Source organism: Arthrobacter sp. P2b, assembly GCF_900168295.1.
Taxonomy (GTDB): domain Bacteria; phylum Actinomycetota; class Actinomycetes; order Actinomycetales; family Micrococcaceae; genus Arthrobacter.
Genome location: NZ_FVZL01000003.1, coordinates 262,595 through 285,079, shown reverse-complemented (window position 1 = coordinate 285,079; position 22,485 = coordinate 262,595). Strand labels below are relative to the sequence as shown.

Genomic DNA, 22,485 nt, shown 5'->3' with positions numbered 1-22,485 from the left:
AGCGGCTCCACCCCGCACAACCGGCGCTGGACAGCACCGCTTGTGCGGGGCAGAGCCGGTTTTGCGTTGGTGAGCTCTTGCGTTGCGGCGTGCGTTCAGGTGTTGAGGAACTCCAGGTAGCGCTGGGCGGCTTTGGCGAAGGCAGCCTGGGCTGCCGGGCCGAGCGGCCGGGACGGGTCAAAGAGTTGGGGTACGACGGCGGCGCGCTGGCCTTTGCCCTCAACGGCCCAGGTGCCAATCACCTCTCCCCCGGCCACCAGCGTTTTCTTGAACACGCCGTTCCCGCCCGGAACGATCTTGTTGGCATGCTCCGGCGGGAGGACCAGGCTCCGGTCCGTGTACCCGAGCAGGAACTCGTCGAAACCGGGCAGCAGCAGGACCGAGCGCGAGCCCGGGACGCCGGTATCCAGCAGACCCGCCGTCTCATGCGACATCCAGTAGCTGGCACCCTCGAACTCGAGTTCCACCAGCCCGCCCCGGATCGTTTCGAGGGCAGCCCGGACCTCGGTCAGCGGAATCTGCGTCCACCAGGCGAAGTCACGGACAGTCGCCGGTCCGTGGCTCCGGAAGTAGCGGAGCAGGAATTCCGCGACAGCCTCCGCCCGGTTAAGACGGCGCGAAACGGGAATCCAGTCGTCGAAGGCCACGATCAGCTGCTGGTTCCCGGCCAGCGGTCCCTGCACCAGCCACCCGTGCCGGCACAGCGTTCCCAGGATGTGAATGCCCCGCTGCCCCTGGGTGGGCTGCCCGCCGTCGTCGAACACCTTGAACAAACCGCTGCGGCTGACCGGGCCTTCAGTGGAGATCGCGGCCAGGGCGATGTCACGGCACTTCTCAACGTCGGCCCACGTGATTCCCAATTCGCGGTGCCGGGCGGCGATGCCCTTGGTAAGGCGGTCCGCAGTCAGCTCCAGCATCCAGCGCAGGTCCTCCGGTGCCACCAGGTGCAGCGTGCCCCGCATCGGCCACGAACGCACGATCGTCCCCGCATTGATGGCAGCCCGCACGTCGCTGACACCGGAACCGGTGAGCCGCACGCCCATCGCCCACAGGGCCGCCTGCAGATCCTGCGCCTGCATCGCCGTCATCCAGCGCACCACGCCGCCTGCCGAGTCCGGCCGTTCCCCCGCACCAAGAAGCCCCTGCGAGGCCAGGCGCAGCCTGCCCAACACCTTGCGGTCAAGACGCTTCCCCACCTGTGCAGCCATGCCCTCATCCTAGGGTCGGGGCGGGGTCCGCAAAACGGCGGTTAGGGTAGGAGCATGACTTTGGGGAGTTTGTGGCAGTTGCTCGCGCGTAAAACCAGAACGTGGATGATCGGCGGGACCGTCTGCGTCCTGGCAGGAACCGCGGTGGGCCTGCTCTCCCTCGCGGCGTTCCTGGACAGCGGCCAGTCCGAGCCCCTGCTGCTGCTCCCCGCGCTCACGCTGAGCCTGGGCGGCGGATATGCAGTACTGTTCCCCGGCATCGGTGTCAGCCCCGGGGGCGTCCGCATCCACCGCGACTGGCGCCAGCACCCCCGTGCAGGCCAGGTCCTCTGGGTCCTGTCACTGGCCGTAGCCGTGGCGGGCCTGGTGACCTGCATCGTTTCGGGTGCATCCAATCCCCTGGCGCCAGGGCTGCTGGTCGGGCTTTTCATGGGGATCTACCTGGTCCTCACCGGGTGGGCCTCGGCCCTCATGGGAGCAGCCGAGGTCCTGCGGCAAAAGGAAGCCCCGGACAAGCCACTGGAGGCTACAGCTGCAGGCCGATAAGCAGCGGTTCCGGATGCAGCTCGATGCCGAAGCGGCGTACGACGCCGGCACGCACCTCGCGTGCAACGGCCACCACGTCCGCGGCGCTGGCTGAGCCGCGGTTGGTGATGGCGAGCGTGTGCTTGGTGGACAGCGAAGCCCGCCCCCCGGACACACTGTCCGCCGCCAGGCCAAAGCCCTTGGCGAAGCCGGCCTGGTCAATCAGCCATGCTGCGGAAAGCTTCACCAGCCCGTCAACACCCGCCGGGTACCGCGGCGCGGACTCCGGCAGCGCCTCGGCCACCTCGGCCGGAACGATGGGGTTGGTGAAGAACGAGCCCGTGGAGTAGGTGTCCCTGTCCGCGGAATCCCACACCATGCCTTTGGAGGCGCGCAGCCTCAAGACCTCGCGGCGCACGTCATTGGCGTAGGCGCGTTTTCCGGGCTCCACACCCAGCGAGCGTGCCAGCTCCGCATAGCGGATGGGGGCACTCATCCGGCCCAGGGGAAGCTGGAACTCCACGGTCAGCACCACGTAGCGGGGCGAGCCGTTGACGGTGGTCTGCTTAAGGATGGAATCCCGGTACCCGAACTTGAGCTCGGAGTTGGTGAACGTCTTCACCGCATTCCGCTCGCGGTCCCACGTGCGCACCGCGGCGATGGTCTGGGAAACATCGGCACCATAGGCACCAACGTTCTGCACGGGTGTGGCACCGGTGGAACCCGGGATGCCGGCCAGCGCTTCAATCCCGGACCAGGCGTGCAGCACCGCATGCTCAACCAGCTTGTCCCAGTTATGGCCCGCCTGGACTACCACGGCCACGCCGCCGCAGGAGTCCTCCGCATTCACGGTGAACCCTTCGGAGGCGATCTTCACGACTGTACCGGGGAACCCGTCGTCGGAAATCAGGAGGTTGGACCCGCCGCTGATGATCAGGACCTGTTCGCCTGCCGCATCAGCCGTGCGGACGGCGTCGATGATTTCGGCCTCGGTGCGCGCCTCGATGAAGGAGCCGGCAGGGCCTCCGACGGCGGACGTGGTCAGGGAGGAGAGCAGGGTGGAATTCACCGGAACTACAGTACTTGAAAATACTTATCTAACGCAGCACCTTTAAGTACCTAGGCAAGCTTCCGGGCCACCGGCGAGAGCAGGAAGCTCACCACCAGCATCACCATCACGGCCAGCAGGGAATGCAGGATGCCCACATGTTCTGCGAGCAGGCCCAACAGCGGCGGCCCGCAGAGGAACGCCCCGTACCCGATGGTGGACACCACCGACACCCGGGCAGCGGCCTTGGCGGGATCATCCGCCGCAGCGGACATGCCTACCGGGAAACCGAGGGACGCCCCCAGGCCCCACACCGCGAGTCCGGCAAAAGCCAGCCAGGGAACCGGCGCGAAGACAAAAACGCCGAGCCCGAACACGGCAAGGGCGGCGCACCAGCGCATCACCGGCACCCGGCCGAAGCGGTCCAGGACCAGGGTCCCGGCAAAGCGCCCGATGGTCATGAACGTGACGAAGAGGCCATAACCGGCAGCGCCGGCGGCGTCGGTCTGGCCGTGCCCGTCAGCCAGGGCCAGCGCCACCCAGTCCCCCGCCGCGCCTTCCGCCAGGGCGAGGCCCAGCACCAGCACACCCAGGAGCAGGGTCCGCCGGTCCCGCCAGGCCTGGGCGATCTTGCGTTTGTTGTCCAGCGGAGCGTCTTCCGGGCCAGCGCCTGCCGGAATTACGGGGATGGGGCCGGTGGTCGGATCCTCGAAGTTGTCCGGGGCGTAGGTCCGCTCCCCTGCCACGGGGGTGACGTCCGCGCGGAACCAGGCTGCCGCCGTCGCCACCGAGACGGCGACCACCACCCCGGCTGCGCCCAGATGCCAGGACACGGGAACGGACAGCGCGGCGGCTCCCGCGCCCAGTCCTGCCCCGGCCACTGTCCCCAGGCTGAAGGCGCCGTGCAGCCGGGGCATGATGTGCCGGCCAACGGCCCGCTCCACCGCGGCGCCCTCAACGTTGGACGCCGTGTTCCAGCTGCCGGTCCCCAGTCCGATGACGGCCAGTCCGATAGCAGTTGCCACCGGGCTGGCCAGGACCGAGGTGCCAAGCCCGGCCAGCAGCAGGCCGGTCCCCACCAGGATGCTGCCGGTCCTGATGGTCCTCTTGGATCCCAGCCGGAGCACGATCAACCCGGACGCGGAGACGGAGGCAAACGACCCCAGGGTCATGCACAGCAGGAGGACCCCGATGTTGCCCGGGGTGAGGTCCAGCGCGTCACGGATGGCCGGCAGCCGGGAGACCCATGAGGCAAACGCCAGGCCGCTGGCAGCGTAGGCCACCACCACGGCGTTGCGCCAGTGCGTCACTTCGGCGGTGGTGGCCCCTGTTGTTGCCCGTGAGGTCAAGGGGCGCTCAGGAAAGCTTGACGACGGCCTGGGCCTTCATCAGGACTTTTTGCCCGGCCGAGACCACGGTGAGGTCAACGCGGGCGGTGCCGGCATCGGCGTCGAGCTTGCCGATGGTGCCGCTGACCTCGATGGTGGCCCCCGGTTCTTTGGTCCCGGTGGTGTCGGTGACCAGGACGGGCTTGGTGAAGCGGGTCTGGAAGTCGACGACGGCGGCCGGGTCGCCGGCCCAGTCAGTGACCAGCTGGACGGCCGAGCCCATGGTGAACATGCCGTGGGCGATGACGCCGGGCAGTTCCACGCCGGTGGCGAAGGCCTCGTTCCAGTGAATGGGGTTGAAGTCGCCGGAGGCACCGGCGTACTTGACCAGGTCCGTCCTGGTGACCTCGATGGTGCGGCTGCCGATCTCCTGGCCGGCACTGAGTTCGTGGAAACTGGGGCTCATGGCTACTGTCCCTCTCCGCGGACCAGGATGGATGACGTGGTGGTGGTGACCGGTTCTTTGGAATCGTCGGCCGCCAGGGCAAAGATTTCGGAGCGGGTGGTGATCATCGCACCGCCGCCCATGGCCCGCACGCCGTCCACGTGCAGTTCGGCCACGAGCCGGTCGCCGGCGACGATGGGCCGGTGGTGGGTGAAGCGCTGGTCCGCGTGGACCACGCGGGAGAAGTCGATGCCGGCGTCCGGATCCTCGATGAGCTGCGCGTCGGCGCGCTGGGCGATGATGATCGCGAAGGTGGGCGGGGCCACCAGGTCGGTGTGGCCCAGGGCCTTGGCTGCATCCACGTCGAAGTGTGCAGGGTGGGTGGCTTTGACGGCGCGGGCAAACTCGCGGATTTTCTCGCGGCCAACGTCGTACACCTCTGCGGCAGGGTAGCTTCGGCCCTGCAGATCCGGATTGATAGTCATGGCTTCAACCCTATCGCCCGCCTGTCAGGGGGCAGAAAACCGGGTAGAAACAGCTACCGGCGCAGGTTCTTGCGGATGGCCTGGCCGCGGACCACGATGCCGGCGATGTGCAGGAGCAGGCCCAGCCCGATCAGCGGCAGCGAGGCGGTGGCCATTCCCTGGTTGCCGCTGGTGTTGCCCACCAGGTTCAGGATGATGCCGACGGCGATCAGGCCCATCGCGCTGAAGACCAGGACTTTGTAGCGGGTTGGCGCGGTGGCCCAGAATTCGTTCAGCACCGTCCCAGTTTACCGGCTGCCTAGAACAGGGCTTCCTGCACGGCCGGCACGTCCGAGGCGAAGTCGCCCAGGACGATGGTGCGTGCCGCCAGTTGGCCCAGGTTCACCACGAACTCAGCATCGGTCCCGTCCAGCCGGGCCAGCGCGTTGGGTCCGCTGAGCGCCGCAATATGGAAGCCGTGCCGCCCGCTGTCCAGCGGATACGGGTAGGCGTGGCGGGCCGCGGGGACGCAAAGGCGGGAGGCCTGTGCCGGACGCACCCACTGCTCGTCCACAACGGCAAAGCCCTCGACGGCGGCGCGCGCCAGCAGGCCGCGGACCCCGCCGGCATGCCGGGCGTTGAGGGCGTCCAGTTCGGCTGGCGCGAGCGGCTGCAGCAGCGCCTCCGACTTCGCGGCGGACCGCACCTGCTGCGCCAGCCCGGCTTCGGCCGTCACCAGGTCCTCCAGGATCCGCACCACGCGGCCGTCCTGTGCCCTGGCCACGTACCTGGCCGTCACGGCGCCCTGCTCTGCGAGCCGGTGCCATTTCCGGGGCCCGGACGCCGTTCCCACCTTGCTGCTGCCGCCGGCGAAGGTGGCCACATACAGCCAGTGCTCCTGCATCAGGTAGTCCCGCAAGCCGGGGGTGACGCGGCCGCCGCGGTGAAAGTCGTGGATCAGCCGGGACTCGTCGAGCATGAAGCAGCGTTCGCACTGCTTGCCCCTGGCCGCCGGGGCGCCGGCCGTACACAGGATATGGTCACGGCGCGTGGACGAGTGGACGCGAAGGTGCCCCAGGCAGGACCTGCCGTGCTCAATGACGTGGAAGCCGAGCCGGGCACCCGGGTGGAGGCTGAGCTGCCGGAAGTCTCCGGAAGGTGACTGAAGGCGCAGAACCGGGGCGCCGCCGTCGTACTCCGTTGCTGAAGCCGGCGCCCCATCCCAAAAGACCCCGTGGACCAGATAGCGGGTATCGGTCACGGGGTCTCCTGGAGTGAATAGCGGGGCGGCTACAGCGCCGGCTGCACGCCGAAGGCTACCGCGAGCTTCATGATCTTTTCGGCGCGGCCCAGGCGGGGCAGGTCGGAGCCGTCGCGGATGACGCGGCCGTTGGCTTCGAAGTCGGCCATGAAGTCGGTGGCCCAGGCGACGTCGGACGGCGTGGGGCTGATGACCTCGTTGATGACGGGGGTCTGGTCGATGGCCAGGCAGAGCTTGCCGGTCATGCCCATCATCACCGTGATGCCGGTCTGCTCGCGCAGGATGGGGTGGTTGGTGCCGACGGTGGGACCGTCGATGGGGCCCGGCAGGTTGCCGACGCGGCTGGCGACGACAAGCTTGGCGCGGGGGTAGGCCATGGCCTCGGCGGTGGCGGCCATGCCGGTGTCGCGGCGGAAGTCGCCGGAGCCGAAGGCCAGGCGGAAGGCGCCCTGGGCCTTGGCGATGTGGTTGGCTTCCTCGATGCCCAGGGCGGACTCCACCAGCGGGATGACGGGGGTCTTGCCGTCCATGCGGTGGAAGCTCTCGGTCACCTGGTCCGCCGATTCGGTCTTGGCGAGCATGACCCCCAGCAGGCCGGGCGTGCCGCGCAGGCCGGCGAGGTCGTCAGCCCAGAAGCGGCTGGTGGCATCGTTGATGCGGACCCAGGCCTTGCCGCCGGCCGTGAGCCAGTCCACCACGTTGTTGCGCGCCTGGTCCTTCTGCGACGGGTCCACGGCATCTTCAATATCCAGGATGATCGAGTCGGCGCGAGAGACTGCCGACTGGTCGAAGAGCTCGGGCTTCATGGCATTGACCAGGAGCCAGGAGCGGGCGATCTCTGCGGGGATATTGCGTTCGGGCCGTACAGTTTCGGCGGCGATGGTAGACGTCATGTATCTACCGTATCCGCCCGGCAAGCAGCACGTCGAAGAAAACGGCCGGCATGTGAGGTTCAATACGAACTAAACCCCATATGACTCAATCCTGATGAAAGGCAGGTAGCGGCAAGTGTCGTTATGGGGTTCCATAACGACACGTGCTGCCACCCGGTTGGGGAGGTCAGGGGATGTTGCTGCCCCGCGCCGTCACCCAGAGCCGGTACCAGTCGGCGCGCGTCAGCTCCCGGGCCACCCGGGAAGCGTCGGCACAGGCACGGATGCGCGCCGGGTTGACCGTCCCGATCACCGGGGCGATGCCCGCCGGGTGCTTCATCAGCCAGCCGAGCAGCACGGCCTCCCCGGAGGTGCCATGCTCCCCCGCCAGCCGGGCCACCAACTCGGAGGTGGCGGACTCCGCCGAGGTGGGGCTCTCCGGTTCCGCGCCGGTATAGAGCCCGCGGGCCAGCGAGCCGTACGCCTGCAGGGTAATGGAGTTGCGGGTGCAGTACTCCAGCGTGCCGTGCGGAAAGCTGTAGTCCAGGTGCTCGGGATGGTTGACCAGCACCTGGCTTTCCAGCCAGGCCCGCTTGAGCAGGCTCATCTCCAGCTGGTTTGCCACCACGGGCGTCTCCAGCCGGTCCTGCAGCACCTCGATCTGCACACCGGACATGTTGGACACACCCAGCTGCCGGACCTTACCTTCAGCCATGAGCTGCCCGACGGCGGACGCCACCTCCGCCGGGTCCGCCAGCGGATCCGGGCGGTGCAGCAGGAGGATGTCCACGTAGTCCGTCCGCAGCCGTTCCAGGCTCCCGTTGACGCGTTCAAGGATGGCGCCACGGCTCAGGTCGTAGTGCGTCTGCAGCCCGCGTTCGTTCAGCCGGATTCCGCATTTGGTCTGGAGCCTGATCCGGTCCCGCAGCCCCGAAGTGCCGGCCAGCACTTCACCGAAGACCGCCTCGGACTTGCCGCTGCGGTAAATGTCCGCATGGTCGAAAAGCGTGATGCCGGCGTCCAGGGCCGCGTGGACGGCGGCAGCGGCCTCATCCACATGGCTGCTCCCATGCGGCTCGTCGGACCAGCTGCCGCCCAGGCCCATGCAGCCATAAATCAGCTCCTGCAACGGATGACTTCCCGCATCAGCGCAGCCACGCGGTGGTGTTGGCCGGCAGCTTGCCGTCCTCGAGCGGGGCACTGCTGACCAGCACGGTTCCGGCAGGAAGGTCGACGGCGGTGTCCCCGAAGTTGGTCACTGACTGCCAGCCGTTCGGGCGGCGGAAGTGCAGGACCTCCGGGTTGCCGGCCTCGACCCATTCGAGTTCCTCGTCCGTCTGCAGTTCATGGCGCAGCTTCAGCGCGGTGCGGTACAGCTCCAGGGTGGAGCCTTCCGTCCCGTCCTGTGCCTCGACCGCGTACTTGCTGAACCAGTCCGGCTGGGGCAGGTGCGAGCCGCCCTCGCCGAACCCGAACGAGGTGCCCTCCACCTTCCAGGGCAGCGGCACGCGGCAGCCGTCGCGGCCGATTTCCACTCCCTTGTTGCGGAAGAAGGACGGGTCCTGGCGCTCCGATTCCGGGATGTCCGCCACTTCCTGCAGCCCGAGCTCCTCGCCCTGGTACAGGTACGCGGATCCCGGGACGGCGAGCATCAGCAGTGTGGCCGCGCGGGCCCGGCGTTCGCCGAGTTCAATGTCCAACTCCTCCGCGGGTCCGCCGGCGAGCAGCCAGTCCTTGCCGTCCTGGCCCTTGGTGCGCCCCTTGCCCTTGGACACCTGCGGCAGCCCGTAGCGGGTGGCGTGGCGGACAACGTCGTGGTTGGAGAACACCCAGGTGGACGAGGCGCCGGTCGCGGCCGCTTCTGCGAGGTTGCGGGTGATGATCTCCTGGTATTCGGCGGCATCGAAATCGGCCTGCAGCAGGTCGAAGTTGAACGCCTGGCCCAGGCCCTGCGGGCTGGCGTAGCGGGCGCGCCGGGTGGCGTGGACCCAGGCTTCCGCGACGGCCGTGCGGGGCGGGTTGTACTCGTTGAACACCTCGCGCCATTCGGCGTAGATTTCGTGGACTTCGTCGCGGTCCCAGAACGGGTGGGTGCCGTCGTCGAACCCGTCCACGCCGGTGTTGGCTGCACTCAGTTCGAGCTTGGAGAGCAGCGGCTCGGTGAGGTCCTTAGTGAGGGCGTGGGCCACGTCCACGCGGAAGCCGTCCACGCCGCGGTCCGACCAGAAGCGCAGGGTCTTGAGGAAGTCGTCCCGGATCTCCCGGTTGGACCAGTTCAGGTCCGGCTGCTCCTTGGCGAAAATGTGCATGTACCACTGGCCGGGGGTGCCGTCCGGCTCGGTGATGCGCTCCCACGCCGGTCCGCCGAACACCGAGTCCCAGTCCGACGGCGGGAACTCGCCGTTGGGGCCCTTCCCGTCACGGAAGATGTAGCGGTCGCGGGCCGGGGAACCCTTCGGGGACGCGAGGGCTTCCTGGAACCACTGGTGCCGGTCCGAGGAGTGGTTGGGCACGATGTCCGCGATCAGCTTGATGCCGGCGTCGTGCAGGGCCTTGGCCATCTCGTCGAAGTCGTCCAGGGTACCGAGCTTGGGATCCACATCGCGGTAGTCGTCAACGTCGTAGCCGCCGTCGGCGAGCGCTGACGGGTAGAAGGGGCTCAGCCACACGGCATCGATCCCCAGCGACTTCAGGTACGGGACCTTGGACGTGATGCCCTTCAGGTCGCCGATGCCGTCACCGTTCGAATCGGCGAAGCTGCGCGGATAGATCTGGTAGACGGACGCCTGGCGCCACCAGTTGGGATCGGCCGGACGGTCGGAGTCGGACAGGGTTGCCAGGGTGGCAGTGGTGGACAAGGGGTGATCCTTTTCTTCTGGTTCGGCGTATATTTATTTTGACTCTAAATTTACTTCCTCGAATATTATCTGGTGTGGTCCGCAGAAAGGTCAACAGCATGCCTGAAATGCCCCTTGCCACTCCCAGCCTGCTGCGGCGGGTCAGTGCCGGCGCCGTGCTGGAGTTCATGCGCCTCTCCGGCGCGGTGACGGTTACGGAGGTCATGGACGCGACCGGCCTAACGAGGGCAACGGCCATTTCCGTGTGCGAGGACCTGAAGGACCGAGGGTGGATCCGCGAGCTGGAAAACCAGCGGGCCTTCGGGGACTACCAGAAGGGGCGGCCGGCCCGCAGGTTTGAACTGAACCACCGCGCCGGCGTGGTCCTGGGCCTGGACATCGGCTATTCCAAGGTGACGGCGGTTGTTGCGGACTTGCGGGGCAAGACCGTGGCCAGGTTCAGCCGGCGTTTTGATGTCGCCGACCTTACTGCCGTCCAGCGCATCAGCTTTATCGACCAGGTGGCCATGACGGCGCTGGAGAGCGCTGCTGCCGGGCCGGAGGAAGTCCTCGCTGTCTGCGCAGGTGTTGCCGCCCCCGTGGACCGGCACGGCGACGTCCTCGCAACGCAGAAATTCTGGGGCCTGTTCGATATCGACCTGCGGGCGTCCCTGAAGGACCTTCGGGGCTGGACGGTGCTGCTGGAGAACGACGCCAACCTGGCGGCGCTCGGGGACCGCTGGCTGGGCGCGGCCGCCGGCGTGGATGACGTGGTGGTCATCCTCGCCAGCGAACGCCTGGGCTCTGGGGTCATCGACGGCGGCCGGCTGCTGCACGGCAGCCGCGGCAGCGCCGGTGAGCTGGCCTTCCTGGACCTGGTTCAGGGTGTGGGCGACACCTATGGCATCGCCCACCTAGCACGGACCTGGGCAGCGGAAGCCGTGACCGGCGCGGCAAGGACGTCCCTGCGCGCCCACGCCCGCGATGGCGCCGAGGCAGAACAGGTCTTCGCGGCCGCGGCATCCGGCGATGCCGTGGCACAGGACATCCTGGAGCGCCTGGCAGACAGGATGGCCCGCGTCATTGGCACCGTGGCCACCATGTACAACCCGGAGCTTGTGGTCATTGGCGGCGCGGTGGCCAACTCGGCCGGTGTGCTGCTGGACCCTATCGCCGCACGGCTGCCGGAATTCACGGCCACTCCCCCGCGCATCGCCGTCTCCCCGCTGGGCGACGCCATGGTGACTGTCGGAGCGGTCCGCGCGGCGCTGGACTACGTGGAGAAAAATTCCCTCGACCTGGAACTGTCCACAACGGTCAGTTAAGCGACTCCAGGGCGGCAGCAACCGGCAGCGAGCCGTCGCAGAACTCGATCGTCCGGCCCGCCGTCTCCGGCAGGTCCAGCACGGCTGCGGCCACGATGGCCGTGTTGCTGCGCGACGTTCCCCGTCCGTCCTCCCCCGCAGAGGGGTTGACCTTGATCATGCCCGTGCCGGGTTTATCGGTCAGGGTGCCCGGCCCCAGGATTGTCCACGCGAGGTCCGTCGCGCGCAGGTACTCATCAGCCGCGGCTTTCGCCTCGGCGTAAGCAAAAAAGCCGTTGTCCTCCGGCACCCCATGGTCCTTGCGCGCCCCGAGGTAGGACACCATCACGTAGCGGTTCACGCCGGCCTGCGCTGCGGCGTCCATCGACCGGATGGCCGCGTCCCTGTCCACGGCATAGGTCCGCGAAGGGTTGCCGCCGCCGGCACCGGCAGACCACACCACGGCGTCGTGGCCCTGCAGCGCGGCCGCGATGTCCGCCGTCGTGGCGTTTTCAATGTCAAGGACCGACGGCGATGCACCGGATTCCGCGACATCGGACGCATGGTCCGGGTTGCGGATGAACGAGGTGACGCTGTGGCCTTCCTCCGCGAGGAGGGTGGACAGGTGGAGGGCCACTTTGCCGTGGCCGCCGATGATTGCGATTCGGGTCATGGACCCATTCTGCCCCTCAAGCCAGGCAGCGGTAGCGCAGGTAGACCACGCCGTTCCGGAACGTGCGCTCATCCATGAGTTCCAGCCGGAGGTTCAGGCCGTCGGGCAGGAACCGCAGGCCCCCGCCCACCGATACCGGGTTGAGGAAGATCCGGCACTCATCCACCAGCCCGGCCCGGAGCGCGGCGGCGGCCAGGGTGGACCCGCCGATGCCGATGCTGCCTTCCGTCTTCTCCTTCAGGTTCCGGACGGCACCGGCATCGAAGGAGCGCTCGACCCGCGTCCTCGGAGCCGGCGGCGCGTCCAAAGTTTCCGAGTAGATAATCTTGTCCGCGTGGCGCCAGATGCGGGCGTAGTCCTGGATCACGGGCGGATCGTCGCTGCCGCCAAGGGTTTCCCAGACGGCCATGACCTCGTACATGCGCCGCCCCAGCAGGTACGTGGTGATCTCGCGTTCCAGATCGTTGACGAAGGCGTGCACTTCCTCATCCGGGGCGCTCCAGTCGAAGTTGCCGCTGCTGTCTGCGACGTAGCCGTCCAGGGAGGCGATGCCGGTGTAGATGAGCTCAGCCATGCGCCCCATTCTGCCCCGCCTGCCGGTCACTGACGAGGAACTGCTGCACCATGGTCCAGAGATTGGTGACCGTCCAGTAGACCAGGACACCGATGGGAAACAGGACGCCGCCCACAGCGAAGACGACGGGCAGCGCGTAAAGCAGCATCTTTTGCTGCTTCACAAGGGGGCTTTCAGGAGCCCCCGGGACCGCCGTCCGGGCCATGATCCTTCGTTGCGTCAAAAACTGCGCAGCGACCATCACCAGGATCATCAGGACGGTCAGCAGCGCAACGGCGGCCGGGTCACCGGCACCGCCATGAAGCACCGACGCGGTCAGGGACGCCCCGAAGATGCTGGATTGGTCAAACTGCACCACGTGGCCGGCGCTCATCGCCCCGATCCCCTCCCCCTGCCGCGCCCGTGTACTGATGCCGGAGAGGACCTGGAACAGTCCCAGGAAGAACGGGACCTGGACCAGCACGGGAAGGCAGGCCGAAAACGGGTTGGTCCCGTGCTCCCGGTACAGCGCCATCTGCTCCTGCGCCATTGCCTGGCGGGACAGCGGGTCCGTTTTGCCCTGGTATTTTTCCTGGAGCTTCTTCAGGTCCGGCTGCAGGAGCCGCATCCGGCGCTGGGCATCGAGCTGCTTCAGGAACACGGGAATCAGCGCCGCGCGGATCAGCAGCACCAGCCCGATGATGGACAGCGTCCAGGTCCAGCCGCTGGCTGCCGGCATGCCGGCAGCGCTCAGCCCGTCGTGGATTCCGACCATAATGACGGACACAAGCCACTGGAACGGAGCCATGATTTCGTCAAGAACGTCCATGCGGCGGTCCCCCAATGTCTGATGCCGCAAAGCTACGGCGAAACGGGGAACTTGTCACGCAACGAAAAAGCGGGGGCCGGCGAATATCGCCGGCCCCCGCAGGGCCACCAGTTGACGCTGGTGGCCATGTCCGTTTGGTTACTGCTGTACGAGCGTGTTGCCGTAGCCGGCATCGCACTTGCCGTCGTGGATGACTCCTGCCCCCGGTGCCACAACGTAGTTGCTGGCCGGGTTGAAGACGGCGGTGTTGACGTTGGTCACCTTGCTGGCGCAGGCGTTGGCGCCGTCGGCGCTCATGCTCTGGCCGCCGATCCACATGTCGATCCAGATGGTGGAGTTGGTGCCATGGACGTTGACGCCCTGGTGGCACGGGCCGCCCTGGGGATCGTTGCCGTCACCGCAGGTGTCTTCGACGATGAAGTAGCGGCGGACGTCCGGAAGGTAGATCCGCGTGCCGGCCGGGAAGTCGAGGACGTCCTCGCCGGTGGCGAGCGAGTGGCCCACGGCAATGGTGATGGGGTCTTCGTAGGTGCCGGTGCCTCCGGCGGTCTTGTGCAGGACCGGGTGGCTGATGGCGGACGAGCCTGCCGGGGTGTTGTCGTACCAGGTGTACGCCGTGGTGTAGGCGGTGGTGACGATCCGTTCGGAGGACGACGCCGGCAGGACAGGCGCGGGGGCCGCGGCAGGGGCTGCCGGTGCCGGGACAGCCGAGGGCACCGAGCGCACGGCCTGCAGCTTTTCAGCTGCCTTCTGGGCGGTTGCCGCTGCAGCCGCCTGAACCTTCTCGGCCTCTGCTTTTTCGGCTGCGGCCTTGGCGGCCTTCTCGGCTTCGGCTGCTGCCTGGGCCTTCTCGGCTACGGCAGCTTCCTCGGCCTTCTTGGCAGCAGCGGCCTTTTCGGCGGCAGCGCGCTGGGAGGCCCCCACCTCTGCGGACGACTTGTCGTGGACGGTGCTGGAGCTGGCTTCAATACCGGCGTTCGCCGAGGACTGTGCGGATGAGTTTGCGTCGCTGCTTACGCCGCTGCACGCCGACGTGGCGAGCAGGACCGAGAGCATGCCGACGGCCAGCAGATTGTTTCTGCGCATGGAAAACAAAGCCTCTTCATGGGAGTGCGGAACGGGCAGTCCCAGGGGGATCCTGCCCGGAGTTGGGTGCGGCTGCGGAACGCAAGGGCGCTGCCACCTGGGGGCTTACCACACGCAAGCATCAAGGACGCTCTTTGGGAGGCGTGTGCGCCAGCCGGTGACCTAAACGTTACCTTGGCCGCCGGGCAGGAAGCCAATCGGCGACACGCCGCCCCCGGGACCTGCACCGGGGGCAACCTATGAGGGAATTAAACAGGAAAACCCCTGGAATCACGGGGATTCCAGGGGTTTAGCCTGTAGCGGTGGGGAGGCTCGATCTCCCGACCTCACGATTATGAGTCGTGCAGTAGTGGCGCGTAGCAACAACGAATTTTTGTCACTTAACAGCCATTTAGCAGCCACACGCGTGGGCGCCTTGCCAACAGGCGACGCCAAAGGGCTACCCCCCGGCAGGATGTAATAGCGCGTCAACAGCCCTTGCAGACTCGTGGGCGTCATCTGCGAACAGCTGGGCATAGACATCAAGCGTAGTCACCGCCGAGCTGTGACCAGCGATCTGCTGGACCACTTTCACGTGTGCGCCGGTACTTATCGCCAGCGTGACAGCCGTCCTCCGCAGGTCATGGAAGACCATGCTGGGAAATGTCGGATCGGCTTTTTGACATATCTCTACGGCAGGCTGGAAGACGCGGCGAGTGAAATTTGACGAACGCAGGGCGGCTCCTGTTGGTGACGCGAACACATAGCCTCCCGAGTGATATCGTTCCAGGTACTCTTCGAGCAGCACTGCTACCGACCTGGGGATCGGAACGGTGCGAGGCTTGCGGGATTTGGTCGTCTCTTGAAAATGAAGACGCCCATCAACCGGTACCAACGTTGACCGAACGATGACTTGGGGCCGATCACCGAATGACAGGGCGTCGGGCAGAAGGCCCGCGATTTCTGACCACCGGAGGCCAGTTGTGCCAGCGAAGAGGATCAGAAGCCTGTAAACGTCATGTGATGCCTGGGCGTACCGCCCGCCCTTCGCAGCCTCGTCGGCGAGCGCATGGAGTTGCGCCACTGTCAACGCTGCGGGATCCCGGGTCGGTTCAGGATCGGGGACGTGATTGATGATTGCGTTGCGGGCTGGGTTTGTGGGTAGATACCCCCTTCCAACTGCATACTCGAGCATGCGCCCCAACTGCCGGTACGACCGTTGCCGCGCATCGTCCGTGGCAAACGTTTCGAGCCAGTCGTTGATGACCGTCAGTGTGATCGTGGCAAGAGCGCGGTACTCCAAGTGCGACCTCATGTGTGATTCGTAGATTCGCCGGTACCCCGCAACCGTGACGGGCGACGAAGGACGGGCACCCCGCGCGCCCACTTTTTCAATACGGGCTATCCACTCTTCGTACAGATCGTGAAACCTGATCTTGCCGCCCTTGCGGGTATCGATGAGGGTGCCGCCTGCCTTTGCCGTATTGATCTGCAGCTCATGGGCTTGTGCTTCAGCCTTTGTCCTGAAGCGCTTATACCGGCGCTTGCCGTCGACGCGGTAGTCGTGCTCGTACTTCCCGTTCGAAAGCTTCCTGATCGCCATGCCGCAAGACTAGCCTGTCAGTCGTATGTTCGCGAGGCCCATTTCACGGTGCACCGCACACAATGGTGGTATCGGGCCTTCTCCAAGACCCCCGGAGAATCCCTAAGCCACCGGAAGCCCGCCCGCAAGGCGTATTCCGGAGGCCTCGTCCCCTCATCGACCCTTCATATATGCGTTCGCGCCCTGATTGGTTGCGATACGCAATTCGAGCGGCTTTCAGTTTTGCCAACCTGCACCCTTACGACCTGGAGGTCCTTTGTCCGCTACCCCTGTGTGCACCAGCGCCACTGTTGAGCAGGCCCAACAAATTTCCAACTCTTTGTACATGAACCGCCGCACTACCGCAGCCTTCATGGGAGTTAGCGAGAAATTCCTTGCCACCCACCTGGTCGACGGCCCCAAGCGACTGCGCGTCGGATCCAAGATTGTCTACCGGCTGTCCGATGTCGAGGATTGGATGCGGCAGCAGGAAATGACCCGCTAAGGAGACTGCGTTCCGCCCAGCCGGACCAGCACTGGCCGGACGTCGGTATTGGCTACAGCACCGACACCACGCTCTACTACTCGACTGAATAGCGACCTATGGGGCCGTCCAACGGCTCATTACAGCGAGCCTGTTTGCAACCCAATGCCCCACTTCAAGGCAGCAGCGCACCCGCTCAGTCATCTTTTCAACATACCCATTAAGCACTTTCCTGCCTTTGTTGTGCTCTTTTACCAATTCTGGAGATATTCAATGACCCACCCGACCGCCCCTTCGTCGGCTCCAGTCCATGCTGTGAAGCAGACGGGCGAATCCCCGATTGCGGAAGAGATCGCCCACAGCCCAGCGTTCGCAGCGATCAACTCGATGAACCTGTTCTTGGTCCGCTGGCTCCACAGCATCGCCAGCGACGGCAGTTTGCCGCTGGAAGCGCTTGCGGTGGCAACTGTCATGGCGCATTCCGCCGGCATCGGCCGAGTGGCCTTCACGGACTGGCAGCGGATCAACGCCGCTCTCGGGCGCAATAGGAGGGATCTCGCCGTGTTCGAGACCATGTCAGAAATCGCGTTGGAGGGATACGTGGAGCGCGATGCCGACGATCTGTTTGTCTATGGCTGGACGCTCCTGATTCCGGAGGACGAGCTGTAAGCGTAAACCGGAGCCAGGGCATCGCGTCCTTTACTGGGGGTAGCAATTCGGAAGTCCCAGTTGCCGTCCGGAGTCAGGGCGCGTTGCTGGGCTTGGCGATTGCCACCTTTGCTCACAAGGACGCTGGAACGGCATGTTCCTTTGTCCGAAAGCGCGCGAGGCTCTCCGGTTGTCCCAACATCGTTTCCAAGTTTGGTTCGCGATGCCGTTACCGGCGCGACCATGTCATGAGCTGGACCCGCCCGCGGCGGCGAGCAAGAAGCTGCTCCCTAGCCGATTTCACCGAGGGCAAGTCCCGAAGGCTTCCGGTAACTCAACTTCCCGATAGTCCATGCAACCGCTAGGCGGAAGTTGACCGTCCAGTTCATCCCACCCCATGCCCTTTAGGGCAACCAAAATGAAGGAGATCCATGCATTCATTCATTCCAACGCACAAGTTGCGTCCAGAGCCCGAGTCGCCCCGGATGGCATCGAACCACATCAATTCCCGCCAGGAAAGCGGGCCCATCACGCAGCCGCTGCTCTGCGGCATTGCCGGCGCGGAGGCACTGTGAATCTGGCGATGAACACATACAGGGATGACTGGCTTAAGGCAGTCATCGCAGACAAGGCAGTGAGCGGCGGGACGTGGTTGGTGGCATCGGCCATTGCTTGCGCCATGGGCCCTGGGCGCCTCGCCACCACCGATTGGCAGACGCTGAACGCCTCGTTGAGGCGCGACAGGAGCAACCCGGCAATGCTCGCCAGCATTAAGGAGCTTGAGGATGCCGGGTACGTGGAGCGCTATCTGGGCGACGGCAGGGCCTCCACGCAGGGGTGGCGGCTGACGCGGCCCGGGAAGGAGTAGGAATGATTTCCGTTCCGGGTGTGCCGTCCCAGCCTTTGCAGTATCTGACGGCCGCCGTTGCCAACGCGGGCAAACGTCTTCAAGCACATTGCACGCGCTCAGGCCGCGGGGTATCTGCAGATGCACATCAGTCGCGCGATTAGCATCCCCGCGTTCTCATAGTCTGCGCGGCGGGGCCGACTTCTCTTCCCAGTCCACTCCGGGGTGGGTCAGAAGCGGCCCGGTGCGGCCAATGTCCGACAACGGCACTGAGCATGGCATCAAGGAAGCCTATGTCGCCTGGCAGCGTCAATCGATGCCCCTGAGCGCTGCGAGTAACCAAGCGAAGGGGTCGAGCCCGGCACTCCTGTGGCGTGGGATGAAAAGGTCCACCCCGGCCGGGATGAGCCAGCCGGATCACGGCGTGCAGTCCCCATCGCGAGTCCCTTCCCCTGACCAGAAAAGCTCACCGCCTAATCATCTCGATTCAACCCGACAGGGCACTGTCCTGCCTTTGTCGCGCCCTTTTTGACCGAACAAATGGAGGTATTCATGATTCCACTGACCGGACCGTCGGCTAAGGCCGTTCCTGAGAAGCAGGCGGGTGACCCGCCGAAAGCCGACGATCAAGGCGGCAACCGCTCCGCGCTCGTGGCAGCGAATCCGTTCCTGGCCGACTGGCTCGATGCAATCGCCAGCGACGGCAGTCTCCCGCCTGAAGCCCTCGGGGTGGCCCGGGTGATGGCCCTTTCTGTTGGGATCGGCCGCGCGTCCTTTACGGACTGGCAGCGGGTTAACGCCTCGCTTGGGCGGGACAGGAGGGACCTGACGGCATTGGAGATCATGTCAGAACTTGTGTTGAAGGGTTACCTTGACCGTAATTTTTACGACGGCATCGGCCGCCGCCGGTACGGATGGACCCTGCTGATTCCGGAGGAAGAGCTGTGAGCGTAGTACCGAGCCAACCGTCGCGTCCTTTGCAGTACGGGGTAGCTATCCGGGAGTCCAATCTGCCATCGGGAGTCAAGGCGACTTGTTGGGCGATCGCTACCTTCGCCAACAACAAGACAGGCCTGGCCTACTTAACTGTAAAAACGATCGCGAGGGCCGTGGGTCTCACCGAGGCAACCGTCTCGAAGCACACAGGGCTTGCCGAGGCAAGGGGATACCTGCGCAAGGAACGAAAGTTCAACAGCTCGATCGACTACTACATCACCGTCCCTGCTCCCGTCCTGGAAGAACCCCCGGCGCCACCGATCACCAGTACCGCGGAGGAGGCGCCGGCGTGGCCACTGCACTTTGAGATCTGGAGCGCAGACCCCGATTCTTACTAGACGCCCTTATCGGACAGCCCCAAAAATCACGGAGGTCGGCACCCCGGTTAAGGCTATGTAGGGATGGCCAGAAGCCCCGGGGGGCTACCCCAATAAAGTCGTCTTCCGGTACCCCTGGTTTTCTTTCCCGGGACCTTGGAAAAACCACTCCCTAACTACCTCACCAATAACTACCTCAGGTAGAACGACCTCAAGGAGTTCTACCTCAACAGCAACTACCTCTACCGGTCCGGCACTGTGCGGGCTGAATCCTTGGTGCCCCTTGCCCAAAACAAGGGGCACCCTTCCCGAAGGAAGGGAGAACCAGGCAACTCCATCCCTGGCCACCTATTTCTTGGCCAAGGAACGGGATGCCCCTTGCCTCGAGGGCAAGGTCATCCGCCCCGGTCCGCAACCGAACCATCGATTCGGCCGTGAAGGCCAGCGGAGCGCCGCGCAGCCCGGAGGGCGGAGCAAGCTCCGCGTAACTCAACGATTCCAAGCACTGCTCAGCGTCAATGCAACCAACCCGACAAACAAGAACCCGAGGTCACCATGAAAGCTTCCACGTCCCTCTGCGCCCAGGACCGGGTTGAAACACTCCGGCAGACAAGGACCTTTGATTCCACAAAGACCCACTATGTAGGTCTCGGGCTTTGCCGTGCTTGCGCCGCGCAGGCCGCTTGGGGACACCAACTGGGGTTCTCCAGGGTCACCAAGCAGCCCTGCGACGAGTGCCAGCCGATCGTTGATAGGTTTCCTCGCGCCAGGCCAGGAAAGTGGCGCTCCTACTCAATGCGTAACGGGGCAAAGTTCTCGCTCGGTGTCCCTCCGGCATGAGTCAGTAGCGGCCTTGTACGGGGAAATTCTGACAACGGTAGCCATGCACGGCTCCCACGACCCCGTCCCCGCCTGACAGCGTGAATAGAAACGCACAGGGACCCGGCGTTGAACAGTTGCAAAACGAAGGACTGGGCCGATGTTGTTCGGGCCCTTCGGGCCGTGTCCCTTCCCACATGATAGTGGCGAGCCACGATTCCGAGCATGCCGTCGCGCTCCAACGGCACAATAACAATGTTGCCGTTGGCGAAGCGGCTTCCAGGGATGCCTGGCTTGGTGGGGCCGGAAGGGATACATGTGCAGAGCCTCCAGCCAGGGGTGTCGGAGCCGCCCACCTGGCAGTGCCCGGACCCTCCTCCTGCGATCTCGTCAGAATCACACGCGCCAGACCGTGTGCGGCGCATCTCTGACACCGCTACTGGTCCATGGCAGCACGAGTCCGGCCTCGCTTGACGGCGTCATCAAAAGCGCCGCTGGGCGAGCTATTTATACGGGAAGCCGGACGGTTGCACGACCGGGGCCCTTGTCCATGCTGGGACGGTGCCAGGGCCTCTTCGTAAATACCGCGGTTAACTAACACGTTATTGGAAAGAAAGCTCCGTACGTTTCCCTCCAGCAGGCGACTACCGTATTGCCCATACAGGTCTGCCAGGACACTACCTGGAATCGATGGCCGATGACGATACGACGGCCAGGGCCGCAGCCCATGAGTCCGACAATTTACTGCCCCCTCAGTGGCGGTGATACCCACCATGATGTCTCCGCACCCTAAGGGTGCAGGCACATCCGACCTAGGCCCAACCCCAATCTGCCAGCTGAGCCGATCGGGAGCGCTTGGGTTGGCAAGCTCCGGCCGGCTACCTCCGCCGCTGTCCCTTTTTCCTTTTCACGTTTGAGGGTTCATCCCGCTTCGTGCGAAGAGCTGCGATGGCAGTAATCAAGCCGGCTACAGAAGTGATCAAACCAGAAACGGCTGTCACGATCCCAATCGCAGCAGGCGTAGTGGCAGAACCCTCGCCCTCCGCAGGATCCAACAAATAGTTGGGTTGCAGGACCATTAGGACCAGTCCTAACAGCAGAAGCGCTAGCCCCAAGATGAAAAGCCGCAAGCCCCATCGACGTCGTGGACGAGACGAAGTCATCTCGGTGTCATCCATTGCAGCCTCCGGAAGAGACGGGCACGAATAGTCCGCTCACCTTACAGCCATCCGATTCCTCTTCATAGGTACGAGCTCAACCGTCGAATGCGAGAACATGGCCACCTCACCCACTGGCACATCCCAGTACAAAAAGGCCCGCAAGAGACGGCTCCATCAAGCCAGGGCCCAGGGTACCGAGCGCTGCCCATGCTGCAAGGTCAAGCTCGACTACGACGTAAGCCTCAAGTCCAACAACGCCGAAACAGACCACGTCATCGCGTACGCAAGAGGCGGGCAAGACCACGTGGACAACCTCGCAGCGTGCTGCAGAGGATGCAACCAATCCAAAGGCGATAGACCAAGACGTCCATAATCCTCCCAGCTAAACCCGCGAAGACGAGCCGTCGATGGTGACTAAAGGAGGTGCCTCGCTATGCCAGGCACATACGAGCAGCAGCTCCCTGAGGATATCGCTTCGTGGGAGAGCCCTGGCTGGGCGTCGTGCGCGACAATCAAGGTTACAATAAATCATATTTAATTCCTTTGAAACCCGTACGCGACCCCGGGCGCTATGACGGCCGGGCGGAAGGCCCAAACCGGTTGGGGTCTACTCCCACCTCTTTTAATAGAGTCGCCGTCTCGGCTCCCGGTTGATTTCAAAAGACCCATGCGATCCCGAGAACCGCTCCGGGTACTTCGCTCTGTTCTCCCGGTTCCAGCGGCGAACCAGCGCCGCACACAGAATGACTAACGCCACGCCGACCATTGCCAGTACGATACCTGCTGTTACGGCGTCCATGATTCTCTTCCTCTCAACAGTTGTACCGGCTGATGCAATCGACAGGGCGGCTGATGACCTGCCCATCTATATCTACGTGCTGGCTATTCGCATCCTGGTATGGGTCATCCCAAACGACGATCCCGTTGGTCCTGCCGAATGCTACGCCCATTCCCAGCCTCATTGTTCGTGATTGAAACACCGGTTGTCTTAGTTGGAACGTGGCCACGTGCTTCCCGGGAAGCTGAGTTCTACACGGCAAAGGCCGCCGTCGCTGGGCTACCGACCCTGTGATGATGTCGAAACGAACATCGCGAGACTCCTGGCTGTACGAAGCCGCGGGGCGATATGTTCCTCGCGCGTAGGAGGCGGTCCGTGATGGTCGCGCCGAGTCACCCGCGTTGCCGCACACTCTTGGAAGTACCCCTTGGTCCCTGCTGGG

The 22,485-nt window shown here is 64.9% G+C and carries 25 protein-coding genes; 9 read left to right on the top strand and 16 right to left on the bottom strand.

Going from position 1 to position 22,485, the window contains the following annotated elements:
* Positions 1-95 precede the first annotated feature (95 nt).
* Complete coding sequence (locus tag B5520_RS08440) at positions 96-1,208, bottom strand: winged helix DNA-binding domain-containing protein (protein WP_079596629.1); 1,113 nt, start codon at positions 1,206-1,208, stop codon at positions 96-98.
* Between the two features lie 54 nt (positions 1,209-1,262).
* Here B5520_RS08440 and B5520_RS08435 point away from each other — a divergent pair, with 54 nt between their 5' ends.
* Positions 1,263-1,754: a hypothetical protein gene (locus B5520_RS08435; protein WP_139386231.1), complete on the top strand. Its 492-nt coding sequence runs from the start codon at positions 1,263-1,265 to the stop codon at positions 1,752-1,754.
* Here B5520_RS08435 and B5520_RS08430 read toward each other — a convergent pair.
* From B5520_RS08430 to B5520_RS08390, 9 genes are all read right to left on the bottom strand, one after another.
* Positions 1,735-2,802: a UDP-N-acetylmuramate dehydrogenase gene (locus B5520_RS08430; RefSeq protein ID WP_079596627.1), complete on the bottom strand. Its 1,068-nt coding sequence runs from the start codon at positions 2,800-2,802 to the stop codon at positions 1,735-1,737. The genes B5520_RS08435 and B5520_RS08430 overlap by 20 nt on opposite strands.
* A 50-nt stretch (positions 2,803-2,852) precedes the next feature.
* Complete coding sequence (locus B5520_RS08425; RefSeq protein WP_079596626.1) at positions 2,853-4,130, bottom strand: MFS transporter; 1,278 nt, start codon at positions 4,128-4,130, stop codon at positions 2,853-2,855.
* A gap of 7 nt (positions 4,131-4,137) precedes the next feature.
* Positions 4,138-4,575, bottom strand: coding sequence for a MaoC family dehydratase (locus B5520_RS08420; protein WP_079596625.1), 438 nt, complete (start codon positions 4,573-4,575; stop codon positions 4,138-4,140).
* Positions 4,576-4,577: 2 nt separating this feature from the next.
* Positions 4,578-5,039: an FAS1-like dehydratase domain-containing protein gene (locus B5520_RS08415; protein ID WP_079596624.1), complete on the bottom strand. Its 462-nt coding sequence runs from the start codon at positions 5,037-5,039 to the stop codon at positions 4,578-4,580.
* 53 nt (positions 5,040-5,092) lie between these two features.
* Entirely contained in the window at positions 5,093-5,317 is a 225-nt protein-coding gene (locus tag B5520_RS08410) for a DUF3188 domain-containing protein (protein WP_079596623.1), read from the bottom strand.
* A 20-nt stretch (positions 5,318-5,337) separates the two neighbouring features.
* A complete protein-coding gene (locus tag B5520_RS08405; protein WP_079596622.1) occupies positions 5,338-6,279 on the bottom strand; it encodes a DUF2797 domain-containing protein in 942 nt (313 codons plus the stop codon).
* Between the two features lie 29 nt (positions 6,280-6,308).
* Entirely contained in the window at positions 6,309-7,172 is an 864-nt protein-coding gene (locus tag B5520_RS08400) for an HpcH/HpaI aldolase/citrate lyase family protein (RefSeq protein ID WP_079596621.1), read from the bottom strand.
* 166 nt (positions 7,173-7,338) lie between these two features.
* Positions 7,339-8,280, bottom strand: coding sequence for an aldo/keto reductase (locus B5520_RS08395; RefSeq protein WP_079596620.1), 942 nt, complete (start codon positions 8,278-8,280; stop codon positions 7,339-7,341).
* A gap of 16 nt (positions 8,281-8,296) precedes the next feature.
* A complete protein-coding gene (locus B5520_RS08390; RefSeq protein WP_079596619.1) occupies positions 8,297-10,009 on the bottom strand; it encodes a glycoside hydrolase family 13 protein in 1,713 nt (570 codons plus the stop codon).
* Between the two features lie 98 nt (positions 10,010-10,107).
* Between B5520_RS08390 and B5520_RS08385 the strand changes: the two genes are divergently transcribed.
* Positions 10,108-11,313: an ROK family protein gene (locus B5520_RS08385; protein WP_079596618.1), complete on the top strand. Its 1,206-nt coding sequence runs from the start codon at positions 10,108-10,110 to the stop codon at positions 11,311-11,313.
* On the opposite strand, the gene B5520_RS08380 is transcribed toward B5520_RS08385, so the two are convergent.
* From B5520_RS08380 to B5520_RS08360, 5 genes are all read right to left on the bottom strand, one after another.
* Positions 11,306-11,965, bottom strand: a complete 660-nt coding sequence (locus tag B5520_RS08380; RefSeq protein WP_079596617.1) for an SDR family oxidoreductase — start codon at positions 11,963-11,965, stop codon at positions 11,306-11,308. The genes B5520_RS08385 and B5520_RS08380 overlap by 8 nt on opposite strands.
* Positions 11,966-11,981: 16 nt before the next feature.
* Positions 11,982-12,539: a dihydrofolate reductase family protein gene (locus B5520_RS08375; RefSeq protein WP_079596616.1), complete on the bottom strand. Its 558-nt coding sequence runs from the start codon at positions 12,537-12,539 to the stop codon at positions 11,982-11,984.
* The gene (gene yidC, locus B5520_RS08370; protein ID WP_079596615.1) at positions 12,532-13,347 is read right to left on the bottom strand and encodes a membrane protein insertase YidC; all 816 of its coding nucleotides are present in this window, start codon (positions 13,345-13,347) and stop codon (positions 12,532-12,534) included. Before yidC ends, B5520_RS08375 begins: the two co-directional genes overlap by 8 nt.
* A gap of 138 nt (positions 13,348-13,485) precedes the next feature.
* Positions 13,486-14,433 carry a hypothetical protein gene (locus B5520_RS08365; protein ID WP_139386230.1) on the bottom strand — a complete coding sequence of 316 codons (948 nt, stop codon included), beginning with the start codon at positions 14,431-14,433 and terminating at the stop codon, positions 13,486-13,488.
* A 439-nt stretch (positions 14,434-14,872) separates the two neighbouring features.
* On the bottom strand, positions 14,873-16,015 hold the full coding sequence (locus B5520_RS08360) for a site-specific integrase (RefSeq protein WP_079596613.1): 1,143 nt from the start codon (positions 16,013-16,015) through the stop codon (positions 14,873-14,875).
* 325 nt (positions 16,016-16,340) lie between these two features.
* Here B5520_RS08360 and B5520_RS22730 point away from each other — a divergent pair, with 325 nt between their 5' ends.
* The 7 genes from B5520_RS22730 (at position 16,341) to B5520_RS08325 (ending at position 21,638) form a co-directional block, all read left to right on the top strand.
* The gene (locus B5520_RS22730; protein WP_176156821.1) at positions 16,341-16,499 is read left to right on the top strand and encodes a hypothetical protein; all 159 of its coding nucleotides are present in this window, start codon (positions 16,341-16,343) and stop codon (positions 16,497-16,499) included.
* 252 nt (positions 16,500-16,751) lie between these two features.
* Positions 16,752-17,147 carry a hypothetical protein gene (locus B5520_RS08350; protein ID WP_079596611.1) on the top strand — a complete coding sequence of 132 codons (396 nt, stop codon included), beginning with the start codon at positions 16,752-16,754 and terminating at the stop codon, positions 17,145-17,147.
* A 410-nt stretch (positions 17,148-17,557) separates the two neighbouring features.
* Positions 17,558-17,701 (top strand): hypothetical protein, encoded by a 144-nt coding sequence (locus tag B5520_RS22725; protein ID WP_176156820.1) that lies wholly within the window; start codon positions 17,558-17,560, stop codon positions 17,699-17,701.
* A gap of 8 nt (positions 17,702-17,709) precedes the next feature.
* Complete coding sequence (locus tag B5520_RS08345) at positions 17,710-17,994, top strand: hypothetical protein (protein WP_139386229.1); 285 nt, start codon at positions 17,710-17,712, stop codon at positions 17,992-17,994.
* A 531-nt stretch (positions 17,995-18,525) separates the two neighbouring features.
* Positions 18,526-18,921: a hypothetical protein gene (locus B5520_RS08340; protein WP_079596609.1), complete on the top strand. Its 396-nt coding sequence runs from the start codon at positions 18,526-18,528 to the stop codon at positions 18,919-18,921.
* The gene (locus B5520_RS08335) at positions 18,888-19,307 is read left to right on the top strand and encodes a helix-turn-helix domain-containing protein (RefSeq protein WP_079596608.1); all 420 of its coding nucleotides are present in this window, start codon (positions 18,888-18,890) and stop codon (positions 19,305-19,307) included. The genes B5520_RS08340 and B5520_RS08335 overlap by 34 nt, the downstream gene beginning before the upstream one ends.
* Before the next feature lie 2,073 nt (positions 19,308-21,380).
* The gene (locus tag B5520_RS08325; RefSeq protein ID WP_079596606.1) at positions 21,381-21,638 is read left to right on the top strand and encodes an HNH endonuclease; all 258 of its coding nucleotides are present in this window, start codon (positions 21,381-21,383) and stop codon (positions 21,636-21,638) included.
* 249 nt (positions 21,639-21,887) lie between these two features.
* Here the strand turns inward: B5520_RS08325 and B5520_RS22720 are convergent, their stop codons facing one another.
* Positions 21,888-22,064 carry a hypothetical protein gene (locus B5520_RS22720; protein ID WP_176156818.1) on the bottom strand — a complete coding sequence of 59 codons (177 nt, stop codon included), beginning with the start codon at positions 22,062-22,064 and terminating at the stop codon, positions 21,888-21,890.
* Positions 22,065-22,485: the final 421 nt, after the last annotated feature.